Here is an 18,342-nt window from a genome sequence, read left to right on the forward strand (position 1 = left end):
AACCAGATACGCTACTTTCTTTCAAACCCTCAAACACCAGATTCGGTTATAACTCCAACCGGGCAATTGCAGTTAAGCCAAGCAAGCGTTGTCGACTTAAGCTTAATGCGCGTGTTGATAGGTGAGTGTTCTTCTTTAATGCCGTAGATACTGATGTTGGTATCACTAAAACAGTCTCCCTATCTGGCAACCAGTTAGCCATATATTGGTACCAGTACCGCTGCTTTTGGCGAGGCCATGACACTTCCATGTCTGTAATGGATAATGCCATACTTATTCTTTCTGCTATATCTGCAGAAAATATGGGGCGGTATTTTTTGATCCACACTCCGTGCTCATTTGCAATCGCTCGGCCTTGCAATATTCGAAACACATCGGATAATTCATGTAATATCTGCTGGTCAGGCAAATGGACAATAGTGTCCATCTTAAATTGACTTCTTAATGTCGTAATATATTGATTGAGTATTGCTTGGATCGGCTTGTCTGCCAATTGATTAATCTCAGGGCATATAATCAATTGAGTTATTTCGCGAGTAGTTCTGTCCTGCTTGGGAATCAGGAGTTTAACGACATCAAATAATAGCGAAGCGTTCTGGCTAAACCAGCCTACGGTATCAAAACAGGGGGCTAGTCCAATAACGCCTTCTAATGAGATTAAAGCATGACTGGTACGAATGCCGAATAAGCCGCAGTAACTCGCAGGCACTCTAACCGATCCCCCGGTGTCTGTGCCCAAGGCAATGTTAGCCAAGCCAGAAGCTACAGCAGCAGCGGAGCCCATGGACGAGCCGCCACAAAAATAGCCAGGCAAGCGGGGATTGTCCGCTGCGCCATAGTGCATATTGTTCCCCTGCATACTGTAGGCAAGCTCATCAAGGTGTGTAAACCCAATAAAAGTTGCCCCTGCTTGTAACAATCGAGACAAGCTATGCGCGGTTTTAGTGGCAACAGGGTGTGTGCAAAACCACTGGGGGGAGCCGGCTGTATTTTTTTCTCCCTTTAGTTGAAAAACATCTTTAACGGCCAAGCGTTTTCCCGCTAATGGTCCAGTATTGGATATCTTTAAAAAGCGCGGGCCGTGATCGCAAAATATAGCTGAGTTGTCTATTCAGGAAGTCTCCTATTTATCATTCCCACTAAAATGCTTTGGCGGTACACCGTCGTGATCGGCGGTGATACTCAGCTCTTCCTTGGTGGTCTCACTCACTTTCATATGAACTTCCTCCGCACCGTGCATCCAGTCCACCAGTTTTTCGCGGATAAAATATAGAATTACCCCAGCAATAATTGCGCCCAGGGCTACGCCTCCAAAGGTCGCAAGGGGGCCGGACACTCCAACCAGTTTGCCGATCTCAGCCGCACCTTTGTTGGCGATACCAATAAATGCAAACCAGAGGCCCATCATCAGGGATAAATAGCGCAAGGGAGACAACTTGGTGACAACTGAGAGCCCGATAGGAGACAGGCATAACTCGCCTATAGTGTGAAATATATAGGCGAAGACCAACCACCATATACTTGCTTTTATAGTTTCGGAGTCTCCAATTTGTAGCGCGGCGCCGCACATGGATAGGAAGCCGATGCCAAGAAATACCAGGCCCATACTGAATTTGGCCGGCGAGCTGGGATCCCGGTCCCCCATACCCACCCAGATACTGGCCATAATCGGTGCAAGAATAAGGATAAACACCGGGTTGACCATTTGTAGCCAGCTGGCTGGAATTTCCCAGCCAAGCACGTTCAGGTCGGTGCGGTATTTGGCAAATAGGTTCATAGAGCCCGCAGCCTGTTCAAAACCGGTCCAGAAAACCACGATAAAAATACCGAGTATCAGTATAACCTTGATGCGATCGCGCTCCTCCCGAGTGAGGGGACGGCGCTTATCAGCCTCTTGGTTCTGTTGGTTTTTAAGCTCCAGGTGGGCAGAGGGCTCTACGCCAATTTTCCCAAGGTAGCGTTTGGCCTGAGTTAACTGCAGTATCAGTCCGGCCAGCATCCCCAGTCCTGCAACGAAAAAAGCCAGCTGGTAGTTGACCTTTTCGCCGATCCAGCCCACCACCAGGTAACCGAGGATGGAGCCCAGATTGATACCCATATAGAAAATGGTGAAAGCGGTGTCGCGGCGTTGGTCGCCCTCTTCATAGAGGTCCCCGACCATGGTGGAGATATTTGGTTTAAAGAAGCCGTTGCCGATAATGAGGAGAGCTAACCCGAGCCACAGCATATAAATCTGACTGCCGCCGGGTAGCCAGTTGTGAGGAAAGCCCAGAGAGAATTGTCCCAGCATCATCAGGGTGCCGCCAAACATAATACAGCGGCGCTGGCCCCAACGGTTATCGGCCATCCAACCGCCGATAATGGGTGTCAGGTATACCAGCATTGCATACCAGCCCAGGTAACTGAGGGCCTTGGATTGCAATTCGGTGTCTGAGAGCTGCTCCCAGCCGAATACTGCAGCAGTGGCAGTAGAAGTCAGGTAAAAGACGAATATGCCCCGCATGCCGTAGTAGCTGAGACGCTCCCACATTTCGGTGCCAAAAAGCAGGAATAGGCCTTTGGGATGGCCAAACAGCTGCCCGGCGCTGGTGGGGGGCTTGGGCTTGATCTCTTGCATAGTACTGCTCGCAAGGAGTGATTCTGAGGCGTAGTAATGCCTCTAGAAGTAAATGCGATTCGTGACAGTATAGATGAGCGCCACCGGAAGGTTTGTTTGCCCTGTCGTGATCAAGGGTATAATCCCGCGTTTGCCATTGCTGTACGAATTATGAGTCACACCGAAGCAGAAAAAGCACTGGGCGCACTGCAGGCCCGAATATCCGTGTGTATGGGGCGCGACCGCTATCTATTGCGCAGAACCCTCAAGAACCTGCGCCGGCGCCAGAATGAGGGTAAACCGGTCGACCGCATATTGGCCCAATTGGAGCAACAACTTCAGGATTCCGAGGCGCTGGTGGAGGCGCGCCGGAACAAACTGCCCGAGGTGCAATGGCCTGAAGCGCTGCCGGTGGTGACGCGGCGTGAGGAAATTGCCGAGCAGATTGAAAAGAACCAGGTGGTGGTGATCGCGGGTGAGACTGGGTCCGGCAAAACCACCCAGCTGCCCAAAATCTGCCTTTCCCTGGGGCGGGGCATCTATGGCCAGATCGGCCACACCCAGCCTCGTAGGATTGCTGCGCGTACTGTAGCCAATCGTATTGCCGAGGAGTTACAGCAACCCTTGGGTGAGTCCGTGGGTTACCAGGTGCGCTTTACCGATCACAGTACCGAGCACACCCATGTAAAGCTGATGACCGACGGTATTTTATTGGCAGAAATTCAGCGTGATCCACTTTTAAATAAATACGATACATTGATTATCGACGAGGCCCACGAACGCAGCCTGAATATCGATTTTCTGATGGGTTATTTGAAAACGGTATTGCCCAAGCGCCCGGACCTGAAGCTGATTATCACCTCTGCCACCATCGACCTGGAAAAGTTTTCCCGGCACTTTGATGATGCGCCCATTATCGAAGTGTCCGGCCGTACCTACCCCGTAGATGTTCACTATCGCCCGGCCGCTGACAGCGATGCTGACCTCGTTGAGCAGGTGGTTACTTCCGTTGAGGAATTACTGGAAGAGGAAAAATCCAGCAGCCGTCGCGGTGGTGACATTCTGGTATTTATGAGTGGTGAGCGGGAAATTCGCGAGTGTGCCAAGGCCCTGCGTGATGCGCAGATCCCACAGTTTGAGGTACTTCCCCTATACGCGCGCCTGAGTCTGGCCGAACAAGCCAAAGTATTTCACGGGCACAAAGGCCGCCGGGTGGTACTTGCCACCAATGTGGCGGAGACCTCTATCACGGTGCCGGGTATTCGCTATGTGATCGACCCGGGTACCGCGAGAATCAGCCGCTACAGCTATCGCAGTAAGATCCAACGCTTGCCGGTAGAACCGGTTTCTCAGGCCAGTGCCAACCAGCGTGCTGGTCGCTGTGGACGAGTTAGCGCCGGTGTCTGTGTACGCCTGTATGAGGAGCGAGATTTCGAACAGCGGCCTGAATTTACCGATGCGGAAATTTTGCGTACAAATCTGGCTGCGGTCATTCTACAGATGCTGCAACTGGGTATCGGTGATATTCGCGAATTCCCCTTTGTCGATCCGCCCGATCCGCGCCTGATTAATGATGGTTACAAGTTATTGCAGGAGCTACAGGCGGTAGATGCCCAAGGTAAGGTGACCAAGCTTGGTCGCGCGCTATCACGCCTGCCACTGGACCCGCGCCTGAGTCGTATGCTGCTGGCCGGGGCAGACAATGGCAGCGCGCGGGAGTTGTTGATTATTGTTGCTGCCCTGGCAATACAGGACCCACGCGAACGCCCTGCAGAAAAGCGTCAAGCCGCAGATGAAAAGCATCGCCAATGGCAGCATGAACAGTCGGACTTTCTTTCCTTTGTGCAGCTGTGGGATGCCTTTGAGATCCAGCGCCAGGAACTCAGCCAGAACCAACTGCGCAAGTGGTGCCAGAAAAACTTCCTGTCCTGGCTGCGCATGCGCGAGTGGAGGGATATTCACTATCAATTGCGCGTAGCCTGTCGCGACCTGGACGTTAAAGAAAATAAAGAGCCGGCGGAGTATGAGGCGATACACCGGGCCATTGTGATCGGCATGCTCGGCAACATTGGCGGACGCGATGAAAACAAAGAGTTTAACGGTTGTCGCAACCGACGTTTTCATATTTTTCCCGGTTCCGGCCAATTCAAGAAGCCACCGCGTTGGGTGGTATCTGCCCAGCTATTGGAGACCAGCCGCCTGTTCGCCCATACGGTAGCGAAGATCGAACCGGATTGGGTCTTGGCAGCGGCGCAACATCTGGTTAAGCGTAATTATTTCGAGCCACACTACGATACCCGTTCCGGCCAAGTGATGGCCTTCGAGAAGGTCTCTCTCTACGGCTTGGTCCTGGTAGAAAAACGCCGCATTCCCTACGGTAAGTTAGACCCGCAAACTGCGCGTGAAGTGTTTATTCGCCAAGCTCTGGTGGAGCAGCGCTACCGAGGTAAGGGCCGCTTCTACAAGCATTATATACAGTTGCTCAAATCCCTGGAGGAGCTGGAAGCCAAGTCCCGCCGACGGGATATCCTGGTGGATGATGAAGTGGTCTACCACTTTTTTGATGAGCGTATCCCCGCAGATATCGTCAACCTGGCCGGATTTGAGCACTGGCGTAAGCAAGCGGAGTCCAGTGATTCGCAGTTGCTGTTTATTCCCCGCGACCTGTTGATGCAACAGAATGCAGACCATGTGGGCGAGGCGCAATTCCCCGATGAACTGCAAACTGGGGGCATTGTTTACCCGCTTAAGTATCACTTCGAGCCCGGCAGTGTGGATGACGGTGTCAGTATCCAGGTACCGGTAGCGGCACTGCATCAGGTGCCTGCCGCGCGCTTATCCTGGTTAGTGCCGGGCATACTGCGTGATAAGTGCATAGCCCTGGTGAAAGCCCTACCCAAGCAGTGGCGTAAATACTTCGTACCGGTACCGGCGGCGGTCGATAAGGCGCTGCCAAGGCTACGTGCGGACAATATCCCCCTTTGGCAATCGCTAGCACTGGAACTGCAGCGCCAAACTGCCCAGCAATTATCGGATTGCGTTTGGGAGTCCGCTGAGCAATCCCTGGAGGACTACTACCGCTTTAATATTCAAGTGCTGGATGAGGGAGGCAAATTGCTCGATCAGGATCGTGATCTTCCGCTGCTGCAGGAGCGCTACCGCGATCGAGTGCAGCAGGGGCTGGCTGACGCCGGCGATAGTTTTGAGCGCGAAACTATTACTTGTTGGGATTTTGGCGAGCTGCCGGAAACCCACACCCTCAACCAGGGTGGCCTCAAAGTGCGCGCTTACCCCGCTTTGGTTGAGTCGAAGGACAGTGTGGCCCTGAAGTTACTGGACAATCCCGATGAAGCGCGCCGGATGACTCGCGCGGGGATATGCCGCCTCGCTCTACTGCACCTGCCTGATAAGGTGAAATATCTGCGCAAGGATCTATTGCGTGGCAAGGAACTGGGACTTTCAGCTGCAGACCTTGGTCGGCGCGAGGAGGTGGCGGATGACATCCTAATGGCCGCTGTGCGCGAGGTATTTTGGCAGGAGGAGGAATGGCCGCGCTCAGAGGGCGAGTTCCTGTCTGCCCTGGAAAACGATAGCGATTTGGTGGGGGTGGCCCAGGAAATTGGAGACTTATTGGTCAAGGCTCTGGCTCTGCTGGTGCCGCTGCGCAAGCAGATCAAGCAGCAGAAAAACCTGGCTGTGGCCATGGCGGTGGGAGATGTTCAACAGCAACTGGCGGGTCTGTTTTATCGCGGCTTCCTGTTTGATACCCCTCTGCAGTGGCTGCGCCAATACAGTCGTTATTTAAAGGCGATTGGCCTGCGATTGGAAAGGGCTGGGCTGGACTCTAATCGAGATCGAAAATTACAGGTGGAATACCAGAAAGCTGCTGAGCCTTATCAGGTACAAGTGGAAAAATACTCACAGAGAGAGCTTTCCGCTGAGGCAGAGTTGCGTGAATTTCGCTGGATGTTGGAGGAGTTCCGTGTTTCCTTATTTGCGCAAACCCTTAAAACGTTGATGCCGGTATCATTAAAACGCTTGAACAGAGCGTGGGCAGAAATTAATGGAAAGGGTTTGTTAGGTTGATTCTCTCTATCAGTGGCAAGTGCCTAAAAAGTATTTTTTGGCAAGCTACTACCCCCTATCAGGGGTGTTTGAACTCAGGATTAAGCTGTAAGTACTTGATTTGTCGTTGTGGGTTGTCAGAACGCGTCCTAAATTTGGGTTGAGAAAGCCACTGTCGGTCTTTTTTAGCGACCAGTTAGAAAGAGATCACAAAAAAAACCTGACCAAGTGTAAGATTTTGATGGAGAACCCGACAGAAGTATTGAAAGTGGGCTGAGAACCCGGAATGCTAGGCTGATGCCGGTTATTTTGTGACGGGCCTTATCGAATGACTGATTTTTGTTCCGCAGCATTATACTTCGCGGACTGGATGAGGGTCTTTTGTACTTTTTTATTACTAAGGATATTAGTTAGGAGATTCATTATGAACAAGAAACATCTTTCCCCCGTAGCAGCTGCAGTAGGCGCAGCATTTATTGCGTCTGCGGCGATGAACGTATCCGCTACCAATAGCACTGCCAATCCCTTTGCCGCAGCAGATTTGAACTCTGGCTACAGCGTGGCAATGGCTGACCACGACAACAAGGACAAAGAAGGCAAGTGCGGCGACGACAAGAAAAAAGAAGGTAAGTGCGGCGACGACAAGAAAAAAGAAGGTAAGTGCGGCGAAGGCAAGTGCGGCGAAGGCAAGAAAAAAGAAGGTAAGTGCGGCGAAGGTAAGTGTGGCGGGTAATATTTCGCTGCAACCTACGGGGGTGGATGCGCAGTTGCGCTCCACCCTGTCGTTTGTAGACTGCCAGAAAGAAAGGTGAAACATAAAGTGTTGCGCGATTTTTCCGTAGAGGGTGCAGGATTAGGGTTGCGCCGTTCGATGATGGGCGAAAACTTCGACAGGAATGCCGTAGATTTTCTTGAAGTAGCGCCGGAAAACTGGATTGGCGTTGGTGGCCGCTATGGGCGCTGGTTTCAGGACTTCACGGAACGTTTTCCATTTTTACTTCACGGTCTCTCTCTTTCCATTGGCTCTCCAGAGCCGCTTGATATGGAGTTGGTCGGTGCAATCAAGAAGTTTATTAGGCAGCACAATATTCGTGGCTACAGTGAGCATTTGAGCTACTGCTCTGATCATGGACATCTTTACGATCTGCTACCGATTCCGTTCACCGGCGAAGCGGTAATGTATGTGGCTGAGCGAATCCGTATGGTGCAAGACACCCTGGGAGAGCGAATCGCCATGGAAAATGTTTCCTACTACGCGGCGCCAGGCCAGGAAATGAGTGAACAAACCTTTTTGCAGGCTGTGTTGCAAGAGGCCGACTGTGATTTACTCTTGGACGTCAACAATATTTATGTAAATTCCATTAATCACAAATACGATGCCCTCGGGTTTTTAAAGGCTTTGCCGACAGATAGAATCCGCTATGCCCATATAGCGGGGCACTATGATGAGGCGGAAGATTTAAAGGTGGATACTCATGGTGCACCAGTGATTGATCCTGTTTGGCAGCTTCTTCACAAGGCCTACGAGATTCACGGTGTGGTGCCGACATTGTTGGAGCGGGATTTCAATATTCCCCCCATGCCATCTCTGCTGAAAGAGGTTGAGCAGATACAGAGAATCCAGGCTGCGAACTTAACAGAAGAAAACTATGTCCTCAGTCGTCGATAAGCCCGAAAAATTCCAGGGCTTACAAAGAGGGTTCGCCGCCCATTTACGCGCCCCAGACAAAGTAGCTCCCCCTGCTGAGATTGAAGATCGGCGCATGACCATTTATCGGGAGCTGATCTACAACAATATCGAATCGTTTATCGCCAGTGGATTTCCGGTAGTCAGACGCCTTTACAATGATGACGCCTGGCACAAGATGGTGCGGGATTTTGTCCACAGACATAGATCCACCAGCCCCTATTTCCTGCAGATCAGTGAAGAGTTCCTTTCCTATCTACAGAATGAGCGCGGCGAACATTCAGATGACCCGCCTTTTCTGTTGGAATTGGCTCATTACGAGTGGGTGGAGTTGGCATTAGATGTCAGTGAGGCTGAACTGCCAGCGGGGCTTAAATCAAAAGGAGATGTGCTGCAGGCAGTACCGGTGGTCTCCCCTCTGGTGTGGAGCCTCAGCTATTCTTATCCCGTTCACCGCTTAGGTCCCACATTTCAGCCCCAGGAGCCTCCGGAGGCTCCGACCTTCCTTCTCGTATATCGCGACCCGAACGACGAAGTGAATTTTATGGAGATCAACGCTGTCACCGCGCGTCTAGTGCAGTTGGCATCGACGGAAGATTACACGGGATTACAGATATTGGATCAAATGTCACAGGAGTTGCCTGACGTTGAAAGTGACTCTCTGCGTAATTTTGGTACGGAGTTGCTAGAAAAACTCCTAGAAAAAGGGGTTATAGCCGGACTAAAAGGCTGACCCCCCTTTTTTATACTTGCCCGAAACTGCTTTATCTTTGGCGAATCCCAGCTGCTATGCTACCGAGGGTAGCTTACGCATTACGAGGGCGTTAGAATCCTTGGTCTCAATAGTTTAATAAGAGGAGCAGGGTTGTGCTTGGAAGCAGAGTTTTATCGCCCTGGTTAATGGCTGCGCTTTTGACTGCTGCTCCACTGGGAGCTTTAGCGCAACAAGATCCATTTGGAGCTGCGGCACAAGACCCGGCTGCCCTGGATACCAACGGGCAAGAAGATGCCAGTGTCGATGATGGAAGCTTATCCCTCGAGGATGAATACGGCTTTGATCCTGCAGATGAATTCGGCGGTGCAGAAGGTGAGGATTTATCACTTCGCGACCCTTGGGAAGGTTTTAACCGCGCTATCTTTAGTTTCAACGATGGCGCCGACCGCTATGTACTGAAGCCTGCCGCTGTTAGCTACCGGCAAATCACTCCTATTTTTGTGCAGTACGGTGTCAGCAATTTCTTCGACAATTTGCGTGAAGTCACCAATACCTTCAATGATGTTCTGCAAGGGAAGTTGGGCCAGGCAGGCAATGATGCGGGTCGTTTTCTGGTAAATAGCACCGTAGGCATTGCTGGTGTGCTGGATGTTGCTCAGCATATGGGGCTTGAACAGGGTGATGGCGAAGACTTTGGCCAGACTCTAGCGGTTTGGGGAGTGCCTTCCGGGCCCTACCTGGTTCTGCCACTGCTGGGGCCTTCAACGGTTCGAGATACGCCCGCCAGAGTGGTGGACTATTACACCAACCCTCTGAGCTATGTGGATCACGACCCCACCCGCTACACATTGAAGGCGACCGATATTATCCAGAGTCGTGCCAGCCTGCTGCAAGCAGAGTCTCTTCTGCACGGCGATCGTTACGTACTTTTGCGCGACGCTTATCTGCAGCGCCGCGACTATTTGATTGTCGATGGTGAAATGGATGTTCAAACGGAAGGCGAGGCTGCCGAAGCCATTGATCAAGGTGAGGTGGAAGAATCCAGCGATTATTAATGTGTCGCCGGAAGGTAAAAAACAGCTAGAGCCGGTTTATGGCTGGACCCAGTAGCCTGGTAGTGACCAACGATGAGCGCTCCCGCAATTTCTTGCGAGGGGCGCTTTCGCGTTTTGGCTTCCAGGTAAGTGTTGCTATGAGCGGCCAGGATGGCATTACGCAATTTGCTCCCGCTGCTTTTCATATCGTATTGGTTGATCGCCACCTACCCGATATGAGCGGACTGGAAGTGCTGCGCAAGCTGAAGCGAATATCGCCGGAAGTGGCTGCGGTCATGATTGCTGCGGATGGCGCTGCTGACGATGTCCTTCAAGCGATGCGCTTAGGTGCCAAGGATTATCTGATTAAACCGCTAGAAGAGGTGGCGGCGATTGATCGTATGATCTGTCGTATCAGTGGAGAGGAAAATCTCGCCAAGCAAAATCGTGAGTACAAGGTTGCCCTGGAGCGCCGCAACAGCGAACTGCGCGACCACGTGGAATTGTTGCGCAGGGATCAGGAAGCTGGTCGATTACTGCAGCAGCATTTACTTCCACGGACACCCTATTACTATCCAGGCGGCGTAGAAGCCGCATACCGGCTGGTTCCCTCTCTCTACCTGAGTGGCGATTTTGTTGATTACGGGTTGTTTGGAGAGCGCTTTGTTGCTTTTTACCTGGTCGACGTATCTGGCCACGGGGTGTCATCCGCTCTCGTAACAGCACTGATCAAACATAGCATTATGCACCGCTTGCGCGAGCGTCCCTTATTCGCGCAGCTGGACTCTCTCAGTGATGACTTGCTGGATGTTCTCGACCTGGTAAACACGGAGCTTTTATCCACAAGTCTGGGCAAGCACGCGAGTATGTTTGTCGGGGTTGTGGATAGCAGTGCCAGGCAACTGCACTATTCGGTTGCCGGGCAGCTCCCGATGCCAGCCCTGATCAGTGAATCAGGTGCAGAGTGGCTGCCCGGGAAAGGGCGGCCCCTGGGTATATTTGAGCGTGGCGATTGGCAGGTTATGAGAGCGGACCTTCCGCCGACCTGGCGTTTGGCGGCCTGCTCCGATGGAGTGCTTGAGCTGCTACAGGGAGATTTATTGGAAAAAGAGGCTCAGCTTCTGCAGGCAATCGCCGACAGTGGGGGAGAGTTGGAGCCTCTCTGCCAAGCCTTGAAAGTGGACACTTTCGGCGCCTTGCCGGATGACATCACCATTCTCACCCTGGGTTGCCATTAAGACTTAAAACATCTATCGATAGTGTTCGACCACCAAGTCGAATTTTGTGCTTTACCGCGCTTGTCAGTCTTCATAGTCAGGAGTAAGCTCCGCCCACTTTATGCACAAAATTGTGCTAGGCGCCAAAAACGTCAAGTGCTATTGTGTTCTCTATCAGTGAACTTTTGCCATCCGCCTGCACTTTAACCGCAAGGTGTGTACGGGTGAGCCAGGGGTTGTTATGCAGTCCGGGCAAATTATGGTTGGGGCCCATCAGGGCATTTACGTCATCAAACTTGTGGGTGATGTCCGCCTCAATCTGTGTACCTCATTTGATAGCTTTATCGACAATATGTTTACGCGTGATGATTTTGCCGGAGTGGCATTTGATTTGGGAAGCGCGGAAGGTGTCGATAGCACGACTTTAGGGCTGATGGCCAAGATTGCCATACGCGCTTTAGATAGAGGGTGCAACAAGCCGCTGGTGTTCTCTGCGGGCAAAGGAATTCGCCATCTGCTGGATGCGATGGGCTTTGACACCCTGGTGGAAATCAGCGATGGCGCTCATGGCCTCAGTGTACCCACCACCCCCCTTGTTTGTGGAACCCTGGATGAATGCGCTGCGCGGGAAAAAGTGCTCGAGGCCCACCGTGTTCTGATGAGTATGAACGAGCAAAATGCGGAGACCTTCCGCGATTTGGTGCATACCCTGGAGCGAGAGTGCTCCCCTATGGCAAAGCGCTCGGCGCATTTCCATTAATTTAAAGAATCTACTGCCAAGATCGCCGAAGTCCTATTTCGGCCTTAGGCACGCCTCAAGTGTTTTTCATATCCCGGGCTTCAGCACGCGCTTTGGTAAACAGCCCGTGCGGCAGATAAATTAATTCTGCCACCCGCCGGATCAGGTGCTCCTCAAAGGCTTCAATCACATCATCTGAAAAAGCCACCTGCCACATCTGCCGGATCAATAAATACTTGTCTCTCTCAGTGAACTGGTCGTTGACTGCCTGGGTAAATTCAAACAGGGATGTCGCCCTATCTCTCTGGGCAATAGCCTCATTGACTATTTCTGTTGCACTGGTCAAATCTAGGGCGTAGTGCTGACATAAAAGTTGTGTCAGCGTATCGCGTTCACACTGGTCCAGTTTTTGATCGACAGTGGCCACTTCAACCAGAAGTGCAGCGCTGATCATTCGCACGTCTTGCTCGTCTCGTGCTTCTACATCAGCGCTGCAGCCAATCTGCTCAAACAGCTTACGAATTTGTTGCAGCATTGATTTCCTGCTGTCCCATGACCCGGTCCTGTAACAATAGCTCCAGGCGCTCCTGGTCTTTGATGAAATTGCGAATTCCCTCGGCCAGTTTTTCGCTGGCCATGGAGTCATCATTCAGTTGATAGCGAAAATCCGCTTCTGCCAACCCCTGTGTAGGGCGCGGCTCAGTTTCGGTAATGTCAGACAGGCCGGCAGAGAGGCTGGAGTCGCTTTCCTCCAAAGCTTGAAGTAATTGAGGGCTGATGGTCAGCCGGTCACAACCTGCCAGGGCTTCTATTTCGCCTGTATTGCGGAAACTGGCACCCATTACGATAGTTTTGTAACCCCGTGTCTTGTAGTACTCGTAAATACCGCGAACTGAGACAACACCGGGGTCCTCTTCAGGCGAGAATGTCTTGCGCTCTCCGTTGGCGACGTGCCAATCGAGGATTCTTCCCACAAAGGGAGAAATTAGAGTGATCCCTGCTTCAGCGCAGGCGATCGCTTGTGACTGACTGAATAGCAGGGTCAGATTGCAATGAATTCCCTCGCGCTCAAGCACCGAGGCCGCGGTAATCCCCTCCCAGGTTGAAGCAATTTTTATTAATACTCGCTCTTTGGCGACTCCGGCACGCTCATAAAGGGCGATTAAGTGACGTGCGTAATCTATGGTGCCGCGAATATCAAAGGAAAGCCGAGCATCCACCTCTGTTGAGACTACTCCAGGTATCAGCTGCAGTATTTCCGTACCGATACTGACCGCTAACTTGATGGAGGCCAGCCGAGCAACATGTGTAGAATTTGCATTGCCCTGATGGGCTTCTGCCCAGGTCAGTGCTTCGGCAATCTGCCCCTCATATTGGGGGAGATGGGCTGCTTTAAATACCAGAGAGGGATTGGTGGTGGCATCCTGAGGGCAGTAGCGACGAATGGCTTCGATATCGCCGGTATCTGCCACAACCTGGCTACGTTGTTTGAGTTGTTCCAGTTTATTCATCATGCCTCCCTCAATTATTCATTGGTCAGTAGTTTGCTGGCTTTCCAGTGGGGCGAGCTAAGCCGCTTGTGTCACTAACGCCAGAGCCTGCTCCAGAACTTCAGGTCCGGCACCCTGCTTGTGGGCATTTTCGCTCAAGTGGCGGCGGAAGCGTCGCGCTCCAGGCCGCCCCTGAAACAAGCCGAGCATATGCCGGGTCATATGATTTAATCGCTGCCCACGGAGCATTTCCCGTTCTATATAAGGGAGCATCTGCTCCACGACTTGAACGGCATCGGGCCCGGTTTCACCGTCGAACAGCTGTTCGTCAATTTGTGCCAGCAACGTCGGAGTTTGGTAAGCCGCCCGACCCAGCATAACACCATCTACGTGGCGTAAATGTTGCTGGCACGCCTCTATCGAATTAATACCGCCGTTGATAATAATTTGCAGCTGGGGGTAATCCCGCTTCAGCTGATAAACCATATCGTATTTAAGTGGAGGTATCTCGCGGTTCTCTCTGGGGCTCAGCCCCTTCAGCCAAGCCTTGCGCGCATGTACGATAAAGGTGTCGATGCCGGCATTAGCCTGGGACTCTACAAACCGGGTTAGACCCGGGTAGTCCTCCATATCATCGATACCAATACGGTGCTTGACCGTCACTGGAATGGAAACTGCCTCACGAATTGCAGCTAGTCCCGCAGCAACCACTTGCGGCTCCGCCATCAAACAAGCGCCAAAACGGCCTGACTGGACCCGGTCACTGGGACAGCCACAATTGAGGTTGATCTCCGAATACCCCCACTCCTCGGCAATTCGGGCACATTTAGCCAGATCTTTGGGGTCACTGCCGCCCAATTGCAGGGCGACTGGCTGTTCTGCTGCATCAAGCTGCAGGTGTCGCTCCTGATCTCCAAACAAAATTGCGCCTGTAGTCACCATCTCGGAATACAAGCGTGCATGCTTGCTCAGCAGGCGCCACATATAGCGGCAATGTCGGTCACTCCAATCGAGTAGTGGTGCGGTACAAAAACGGTGTGGGCTGTATTCGGGCATAACTTCTTGATTTTACTGCATTAAATGGAGGTTTAGGAGTTGCTGCTGGAGCACAGGAAGGCACCTGAAAACCCTGTATTACCCTGTTTTCTGATCGACATGGTACCTCACTGGTACAAGAAAATGCTTGTACCAGTGAGGAAGCGATGGCCGCTATCAGGGCACGGAAGAATGCCAAGGGGGCGCTGCGCGATACAATACAAATCGGAATTTTCAGGGACTTGAAGCTAGTTTAAACGGACTTGGATACGTTCGGCAAAAAAGCCCTGGTGAAAGCCCGACTGATAGGCGGGAATCTGTGCCTCGCGATATGGCCAAAACAAGTCGGAATTAAAAGTGATCAGGCAGTTCTATTGGCTAACCGGATCATGAAGGAAGTAACCGGCATCAGTTGAATACAGTTAATGGGTATTCCTCTTTTGGAATCTGAAAACAACGAACCTCTGCATAGCGCTTCTGAGCTGGAAAAAGGGTGCGGTATATGTACCTGCGAGATTAATACCTCGTTGCAATTTATGGGGTTGCAGGGACATGTGGAATACAAACCACACAGAAATCGTCGAGAGATATCCCTCAAAGGAAAGGGATCCAGTTGCCAATACGACATGGGTAAACATCACCCTTAAAAGTAGCCCAAGCAGCAGTAAGAAACCTCAACATCAAAACCACTGGTTCTCGAATTTAGGGGATTCCTTTTAGTGTCATGGATCGACAAATTGTGACGGGCGACTTCCTAAAAAGCGCTAATACAGAATGACTTATGACTCGAACAACAGAGGATTTTTTTTCGCTGAAACCGTTATTTCCGTGAGTTTCTAAAATTTACAAAAATACTGTAAGTTCAGCATGTTGGAAGAATGGTGAAAAATGTGGATAGTGGTCAGGATGACCGTTTTTCTAGATGGATCTATCGCGCTAAATGATCGTAATCAATTGATTTAGTAAAGAAGGCGGGGGGTTATCGTAAATCTGCATCAGAAATAGTGGTCATGATGACCACTATATAAACCTGCATTCAACTCTGAATTGCATCAATTAATCATCTGGAAAAGAACGACTAGCCGAAGGTAATATCTGCCGTTTCTTCTCCGCCAAGAGATTAAGTGATGACAGAAAGCTACCGTCAACTGACCGAACAGCAACGATGCAAGATTGGGGCGCTAAAGAAAAGTGACTGGAGTCAGAGGGCAATCGCCAGGGAGATAGGGGGTTAGCCAACCCACGAATAGTAGAGAGCTGGCTCGTAATCGAGGTGGCAATGGCTACCACTATAAGCAAGCTCAAATGATGACTGAAGAGTGGTGCGGGCAGACGAGAAAGCCAACAAAGATGCTGCCAAAGACCATTTCAATAGCCTGCTAGAGTGATTTTTCGACAGTGATGGCTAACAAGCTGATTTATAGGTTTTTTTAACTAGAGGGGGTTTTCCATTCTTGGGATATATTGACAGGTGATATAATGCAGCTTCTTTTGAATACACTGTTAAGCGAAAAATGAAGCGCATCACTCTGACCATATTAATATTGGTATTCTCTATCCCCAGCCACGCATGCATCATGAGCCCTTCTAAAAGAACTGCCATGGATTCTGATAGAATGCTCCAAGAATATGATGTGATGTTCTTTGGTCGCCTCGACTCAGAGGAAGTGGTCCAAGATGAGCGAAGGCAGGTGGCCAAATTCACGGTTATAAAGTCTTACAAAGGCAAAATCTCAGGAAAAGTGGTAATAAACAATAAGTTAAACACAAGTTGCTCAAGTGTATTTCAAGTACCAAGAAGCGCTTTTTATGTGTTTGCAAAATTCACTGAAACTGAGGGCATCTATGAAATTTCTGGCTTTGCTTCATTTATCCCACTTGGTAATGCAATGGAGTACGAATGGTCGCCTGAGTGAAATCGCTTAACAAATGCAGGCTGTCGGAACGCTTTTCCGCTCCTTCGTCGCTACAAGTCGTCCGCAGCTGCGGGCGTTAGGTGTCAAATCGAATGGGTGGCGGATTAGTAATTTGCGGTTTTGATCTTGTGATGGCGGTATGCTGCTATTTTTGCTACTCATACCATTTTTAGCCATCAGTAGCTTGATGACGAGCAGCAAAACGGACATCACCGCACGTATCGGTGCTGTAACCTGCTGATCTTTCTTCAACAGATTTTCTGCATCAGCAATAGCTGTATTGATGTCAATTTTATTCAGTGTCATCGACTGCTAGACAGGAGGCTTTAATGTTGCTCTATTGTCTCATGAATATATTTTTGGGGAACTTTGTATTTAGTGCTGAATAGTTACGGGCAAATAAGCTCTACGCATGAGTACCCGTTCCCTATGAACCCGCATTAAAGTGAAACCAGAATCAGAGTGGCGTGGGATATCGAAAGTACCCCATCAAGAAACCTCCATTCATGGGGAGGATTACTCGATTGTTAACAGATTCAGGCTGTTTGCATAGTCCTAAATGGTACTGCGGGGTAAAATTTGAACATTTTGGTGGGGCACGTAAAGTTATTTCACTGTATTGAGGCGGCTGAGGCTATGAGTGAGGCTGAAAGATGTGTATAAAACACAGATCGAGCGTTAGCTTCACTATCGAAATATGAATATTGAAAAACTTAAATCTTACTTGAAATCGAAAATTAACGCAGAGCTAGATGATATTCTTGATCAACGGGATGGGCAGGCGTTTGATTCTGCTTGGTGTCAAGTGTACGAAGTAGTTTATGATGTAAGTTCTGGCTTTGATAGTGAAGCGTTGTTTATCGAACTTTCTGATTTAGTCTCACAGCATGAAATTGTATCGTACATAATTGATGACTTGATTATGCTTGATAAAGCTAAAGAAGTGGGTGTCTCTCCACCATTTGTATTATTCATGCGCGAGAGCTACGAAAAAGGAGTTGTTCCTCATGTGTGGCAAAGCTAACAAGATTGTCAACCATCGTCCACACGCGGGCTGGGCCTCCACTGCGTTGCTTAGTTTGTGGTTTAACGCTATGCTACCACAAACAAATCAACTCCGTTCCGGCTGGTTCTAACGGCGTTAGAAGGCAGGAAACATGAGAGTCTCAATCAGTAGCGAAGAAACATCATGTGAAGATATTACTTACAATGATGGGCTAAATTACGGCCGCTTCGATCTGTGTGAGTTTGAGGTTTTTCCATACAAATACTCAATCGGTAAAGATGAATTCGTTTCCTTAATGTACCGCACCTATGAAGATTGCCGAAAAGAGATTAGGCGAGATGACATAAGTTGCAATGAAATATCTTCTTTTAGCCAAATGAATTACGCTGATATCATTAGTGCATTCGATCACCCAGAAGCTTTCGCTGAAGCAATCGAGAACTTCTTTGATCGGGAATTATTCGAGAAGACCTTAGGGTATAGTGAAAATAAAAAATTCATCATTAATAGCACAGAAAAAGTTGAAGTAAGTAATGATAAAATCACAATTATTGGTCGTTGCTTCCGGCGTCAGTAACGTTTCTAACAAGGCGCAGTAATCTGACTCCGCACAGCTTGTCACCTTTCTTGCTCAGGCAAGTAAGCCGCCAAGTTTTCTGCGCAGTTGTGCTAGGCGTTATACCAGGGCTGTCCCATATAAATCAGCTTAAATCGTGGCCGTAATTATCTTGTCTAAAGTTTCAGTATCCCAGCTGGCTTTTTTCCGAAGCCTTTTAATGCTCGTATCTTTTCTAAAACTGGGCTTTGCCGCTTGTAACTGATTTAGTGCGGAATGCCTCAAG

Annotated in this window: 16 protein-coding genes; 10 read left to right on the forward strand and 6 right to left on the reverse strand. The window is 50.2% G+C overall.

What is annotated here, in order from left to right; genetic code table 11:
* Window positions 1-46 precede the first annotated feature (46 nt).
* A complete protein-coding gene (locus MO867_RS15905; protein ID WP_309143311.1) occupies window positions 47-1,111 on the reverse strand; it encodes an amidase family protein in 1,065 nt (354 codons plus the stop codon).
* Between the two features lie 12 nt (window positions 1,112-1,123).
* Window positions 1,124-2,617 carry a peptide MFS transporter gene (locus MO867_RS15910; protein WP_252470888.1) on the reverse strand — a complete coding sequence of 498 codons (1,494 nt, stop codon included), beginning with the start codon at window positions 2,615-2,617 and terminating at the stop codon, window positions 1,124-1,126.
* Between the two features lie 150 nt (window positions 2,618-2,767).
* Here MO867_RS15910 and hrpA point away from each other — a divergent pair, with 150 nt between their 5' ends.
* The 7 genes from hrpA to MO867_RS15945 all read left to right on the forward strand — a co-directional run bounded on the left by hrpA (window position 2,768) and on the right by MO867_RS15945 (window position 12,074).
* Complete coding sequence (gene hrpA, locus MO867_RS15915) at window positions 2,768-6,682, forward strand: ATP-dependent RNA helicase HrpA (protein ID WP_252470914.1); 3,915 nt, start codon at window positions 2,768-2,770, stop codon at window positions 6,680-6,682.
* A 403-nt stretch (window positions 6,683-7,085) separates the two neighbouring features.
* Window positions 7,086-7,394: an HvfA family oxazolone/thioamide-modified RiPP metallophore gene (locus MO867_RS15920; RefSeq protein WP_252470890.1), complete on the forward strand. Its 309-nt coding sequence runs from the start codon at window positions 7,086-7,088 to the stop codon at window positions 7,392-7,394.
* A gap of 75 nt (window positions 7,395-7,469) precedes the next feature.
* Window positions 7,470-8,330 carry an HvfB family MNIO-type RiPP peptide maturase gene (locus tag MO867_RS15925; RefSeq protein ID WP_309143310.1) on the forward strand — a complete coding sequence of 287 codons (861 nt, stop codon included), beginning with the start codon at window positions 7,470-7,472 and terminating at the stop codon, window positions 8,328-8,330.
* Window positions 8,311-9,081 carry an HvfC family RiPP maturation protein gene (locus MO867_RS15930; RefSeq protein WP_252470892.1) on the forward strand — a complete coding sequence of 257 codons (771 nt, stop codon included), beginning with the start codon at window positions 8,311-8,313 and terminating at the stop codon, window positions 9,079-9,081. The genes MO867_RS15925 and MO867_RS15930 overlap by 20 nt, the downstream gene beginning before the upstream one ends.
* Window positions 9,082-9,215: 134 nt before the next feature.
* Window positions 9,216-10,118, forward strand: a complete 903-nt coding sequence (locus MO867_RS15935; protein ID WP_252470894.1) for an MlaA family lipoprotein — start codon at window positions 9,216-9,218, stop codon at window positions 10,116-10,118.
* A gap of 38 nt (window positions 10,119-10,156) precedes the next feature.
* A complete protein-coding gene (locus MO867_RS15940) occupies window positions 10,157-11,335 on the forward strand; it encodes a PP2C family protein-serine/threonine phosphatase (protein WP_252470896.1) in 1,179 nt (392 codons plus the stop codon).
* A 220-nt stretch (window positions 11,336-11,555) separates the two neighbouring features.
* Complete coding sequence (locus tag MO867_RS15945; RefSeq protein WP_252470898.1) at window positions 11,556-12,074, forward strand: STAS domain-containing protein; 519 nt, start codon at window positions 11,556-11,558, stop codon at window positions 12,072-12,074.
* Window positions 12,075-12,129: 55 nt separating this feature from the next.
* Here MO867_RS15945 and MO867_RS15950 read toward each other — a convergent pair whose 3' ends face one another.
* The 3 genes from MO867_RS15950 to dusA are packed head-to-tail and all read right to left on the reverse strand — an operon-like array spanning window position 12,130 to window position 14,599.
* Entirely contained in the window at window positions 12,130-12,588 is a 459-nt protein-coding gene (locus tag MO867_RS15950) for a tellurite resistance TerB family protein (protein WP_252470900.1), read from the reverse strand.
* Complete coding sequence (gene tal / locus MO867_RS15955; protein WP_252470902.1) at window positions 12,569-13,567, reverse strand: transaldolase; 999 nt, start codon at window positions 13,565-13,567, stop codon at window positions 12,569-12,571. The genes MO867_RS15950 and tal overlap by 20 nt, the downstream gene beginning before the upstream one ends.
* A 54-nt stretch (window positions 13,568-13,621) precedes the next feature.
* Entirely contained in the window at window positions 13,622-14,599 is a 978-nt protein-coding gene (gene dusA / locus MO867_RS15960; RefSeq protein WP_252470904.1) for a tRNA dihydrouridine(20/20a) synthase DusA, read from the reverse strand.
* 1,493 nt (window positions 14,600-16,092) lie between these two features.
* On the opposite strand from dusA, the gene MO867_RS15965 reads away from it, so the two are divergent.
* Window positions 16,093-16,494 (forward strand): hypothetical protein, encoded by a 402-nt coding sequence (locus MO867_RS15965; RefSeq protein WP_252470906.1) that lies wholly within the window; start codon window positions 16,093-16,095, stop codon window positions 16,492-16,494.
* A gap of 6 nt (window positions 16,495-16,500) precedes the next feature.
* On the opposite strand, the gene MO867_RS15970 is transcribed toward MO867_RS15965, so the two are convergent.
* Window positions 16,501-16,800: a hypothetical protein gene (locus MO867_RS15970; protein ID WP_252470908.1), complete on the reverse strand. Its 300-nt coding sequence runs from the start codon at window positions 16,798-16,800 to the stop codon at window positions 16,501-16,503.
* Window positions 16,801-17,191: 391 nt separating this feature from the next.
* On the opposite strand from MO867_RS15970, the gene MO867_RS15975 reads away from it, so the two are divergent.
* Together MO867_RS15975 and MO867_RS15980 are read left to right on the forward strand one after the other, a co-directional pair.
* Window positions 17,192-17,518 carry an immunity protein PIM1 family protein gene (locus tag MO867_RS15975; protein WP_252470910.1) on the forward strand — a complete coding sequence of 109 codons (327 nt, stop codon included), beginning with the start codon at window positions 17,192-17,194 and terminating at the stop codon, window positions 17,516-17,518.
* A 133-nt stretch (window positions 17,519-17,651) separates the two neighbouring features.
* Entirely contained in the window at window positions 17,652-18,077 is a 426-nt protein-coding gene (locus tag MO867_RS15980; RefSeq protein WP_252470912.1) for a hypothetical protein, read from the forward strand.
* The last annotated feature ends 265 nt before the right edge of the window (window positions 18,078-18,342 follow it).

It is taken from the genome of Microbulbifer okhotskensis (genome assembly GCF_023895975.1).
Taxonomy (GTDB): domain Bacteria; phylum Pseudomonadota; class Gammaproteobacteria; order Pseudomonadales; family Cellvibrionaceae; genus Microbulbifer; species Microbulbifer okhotskensis.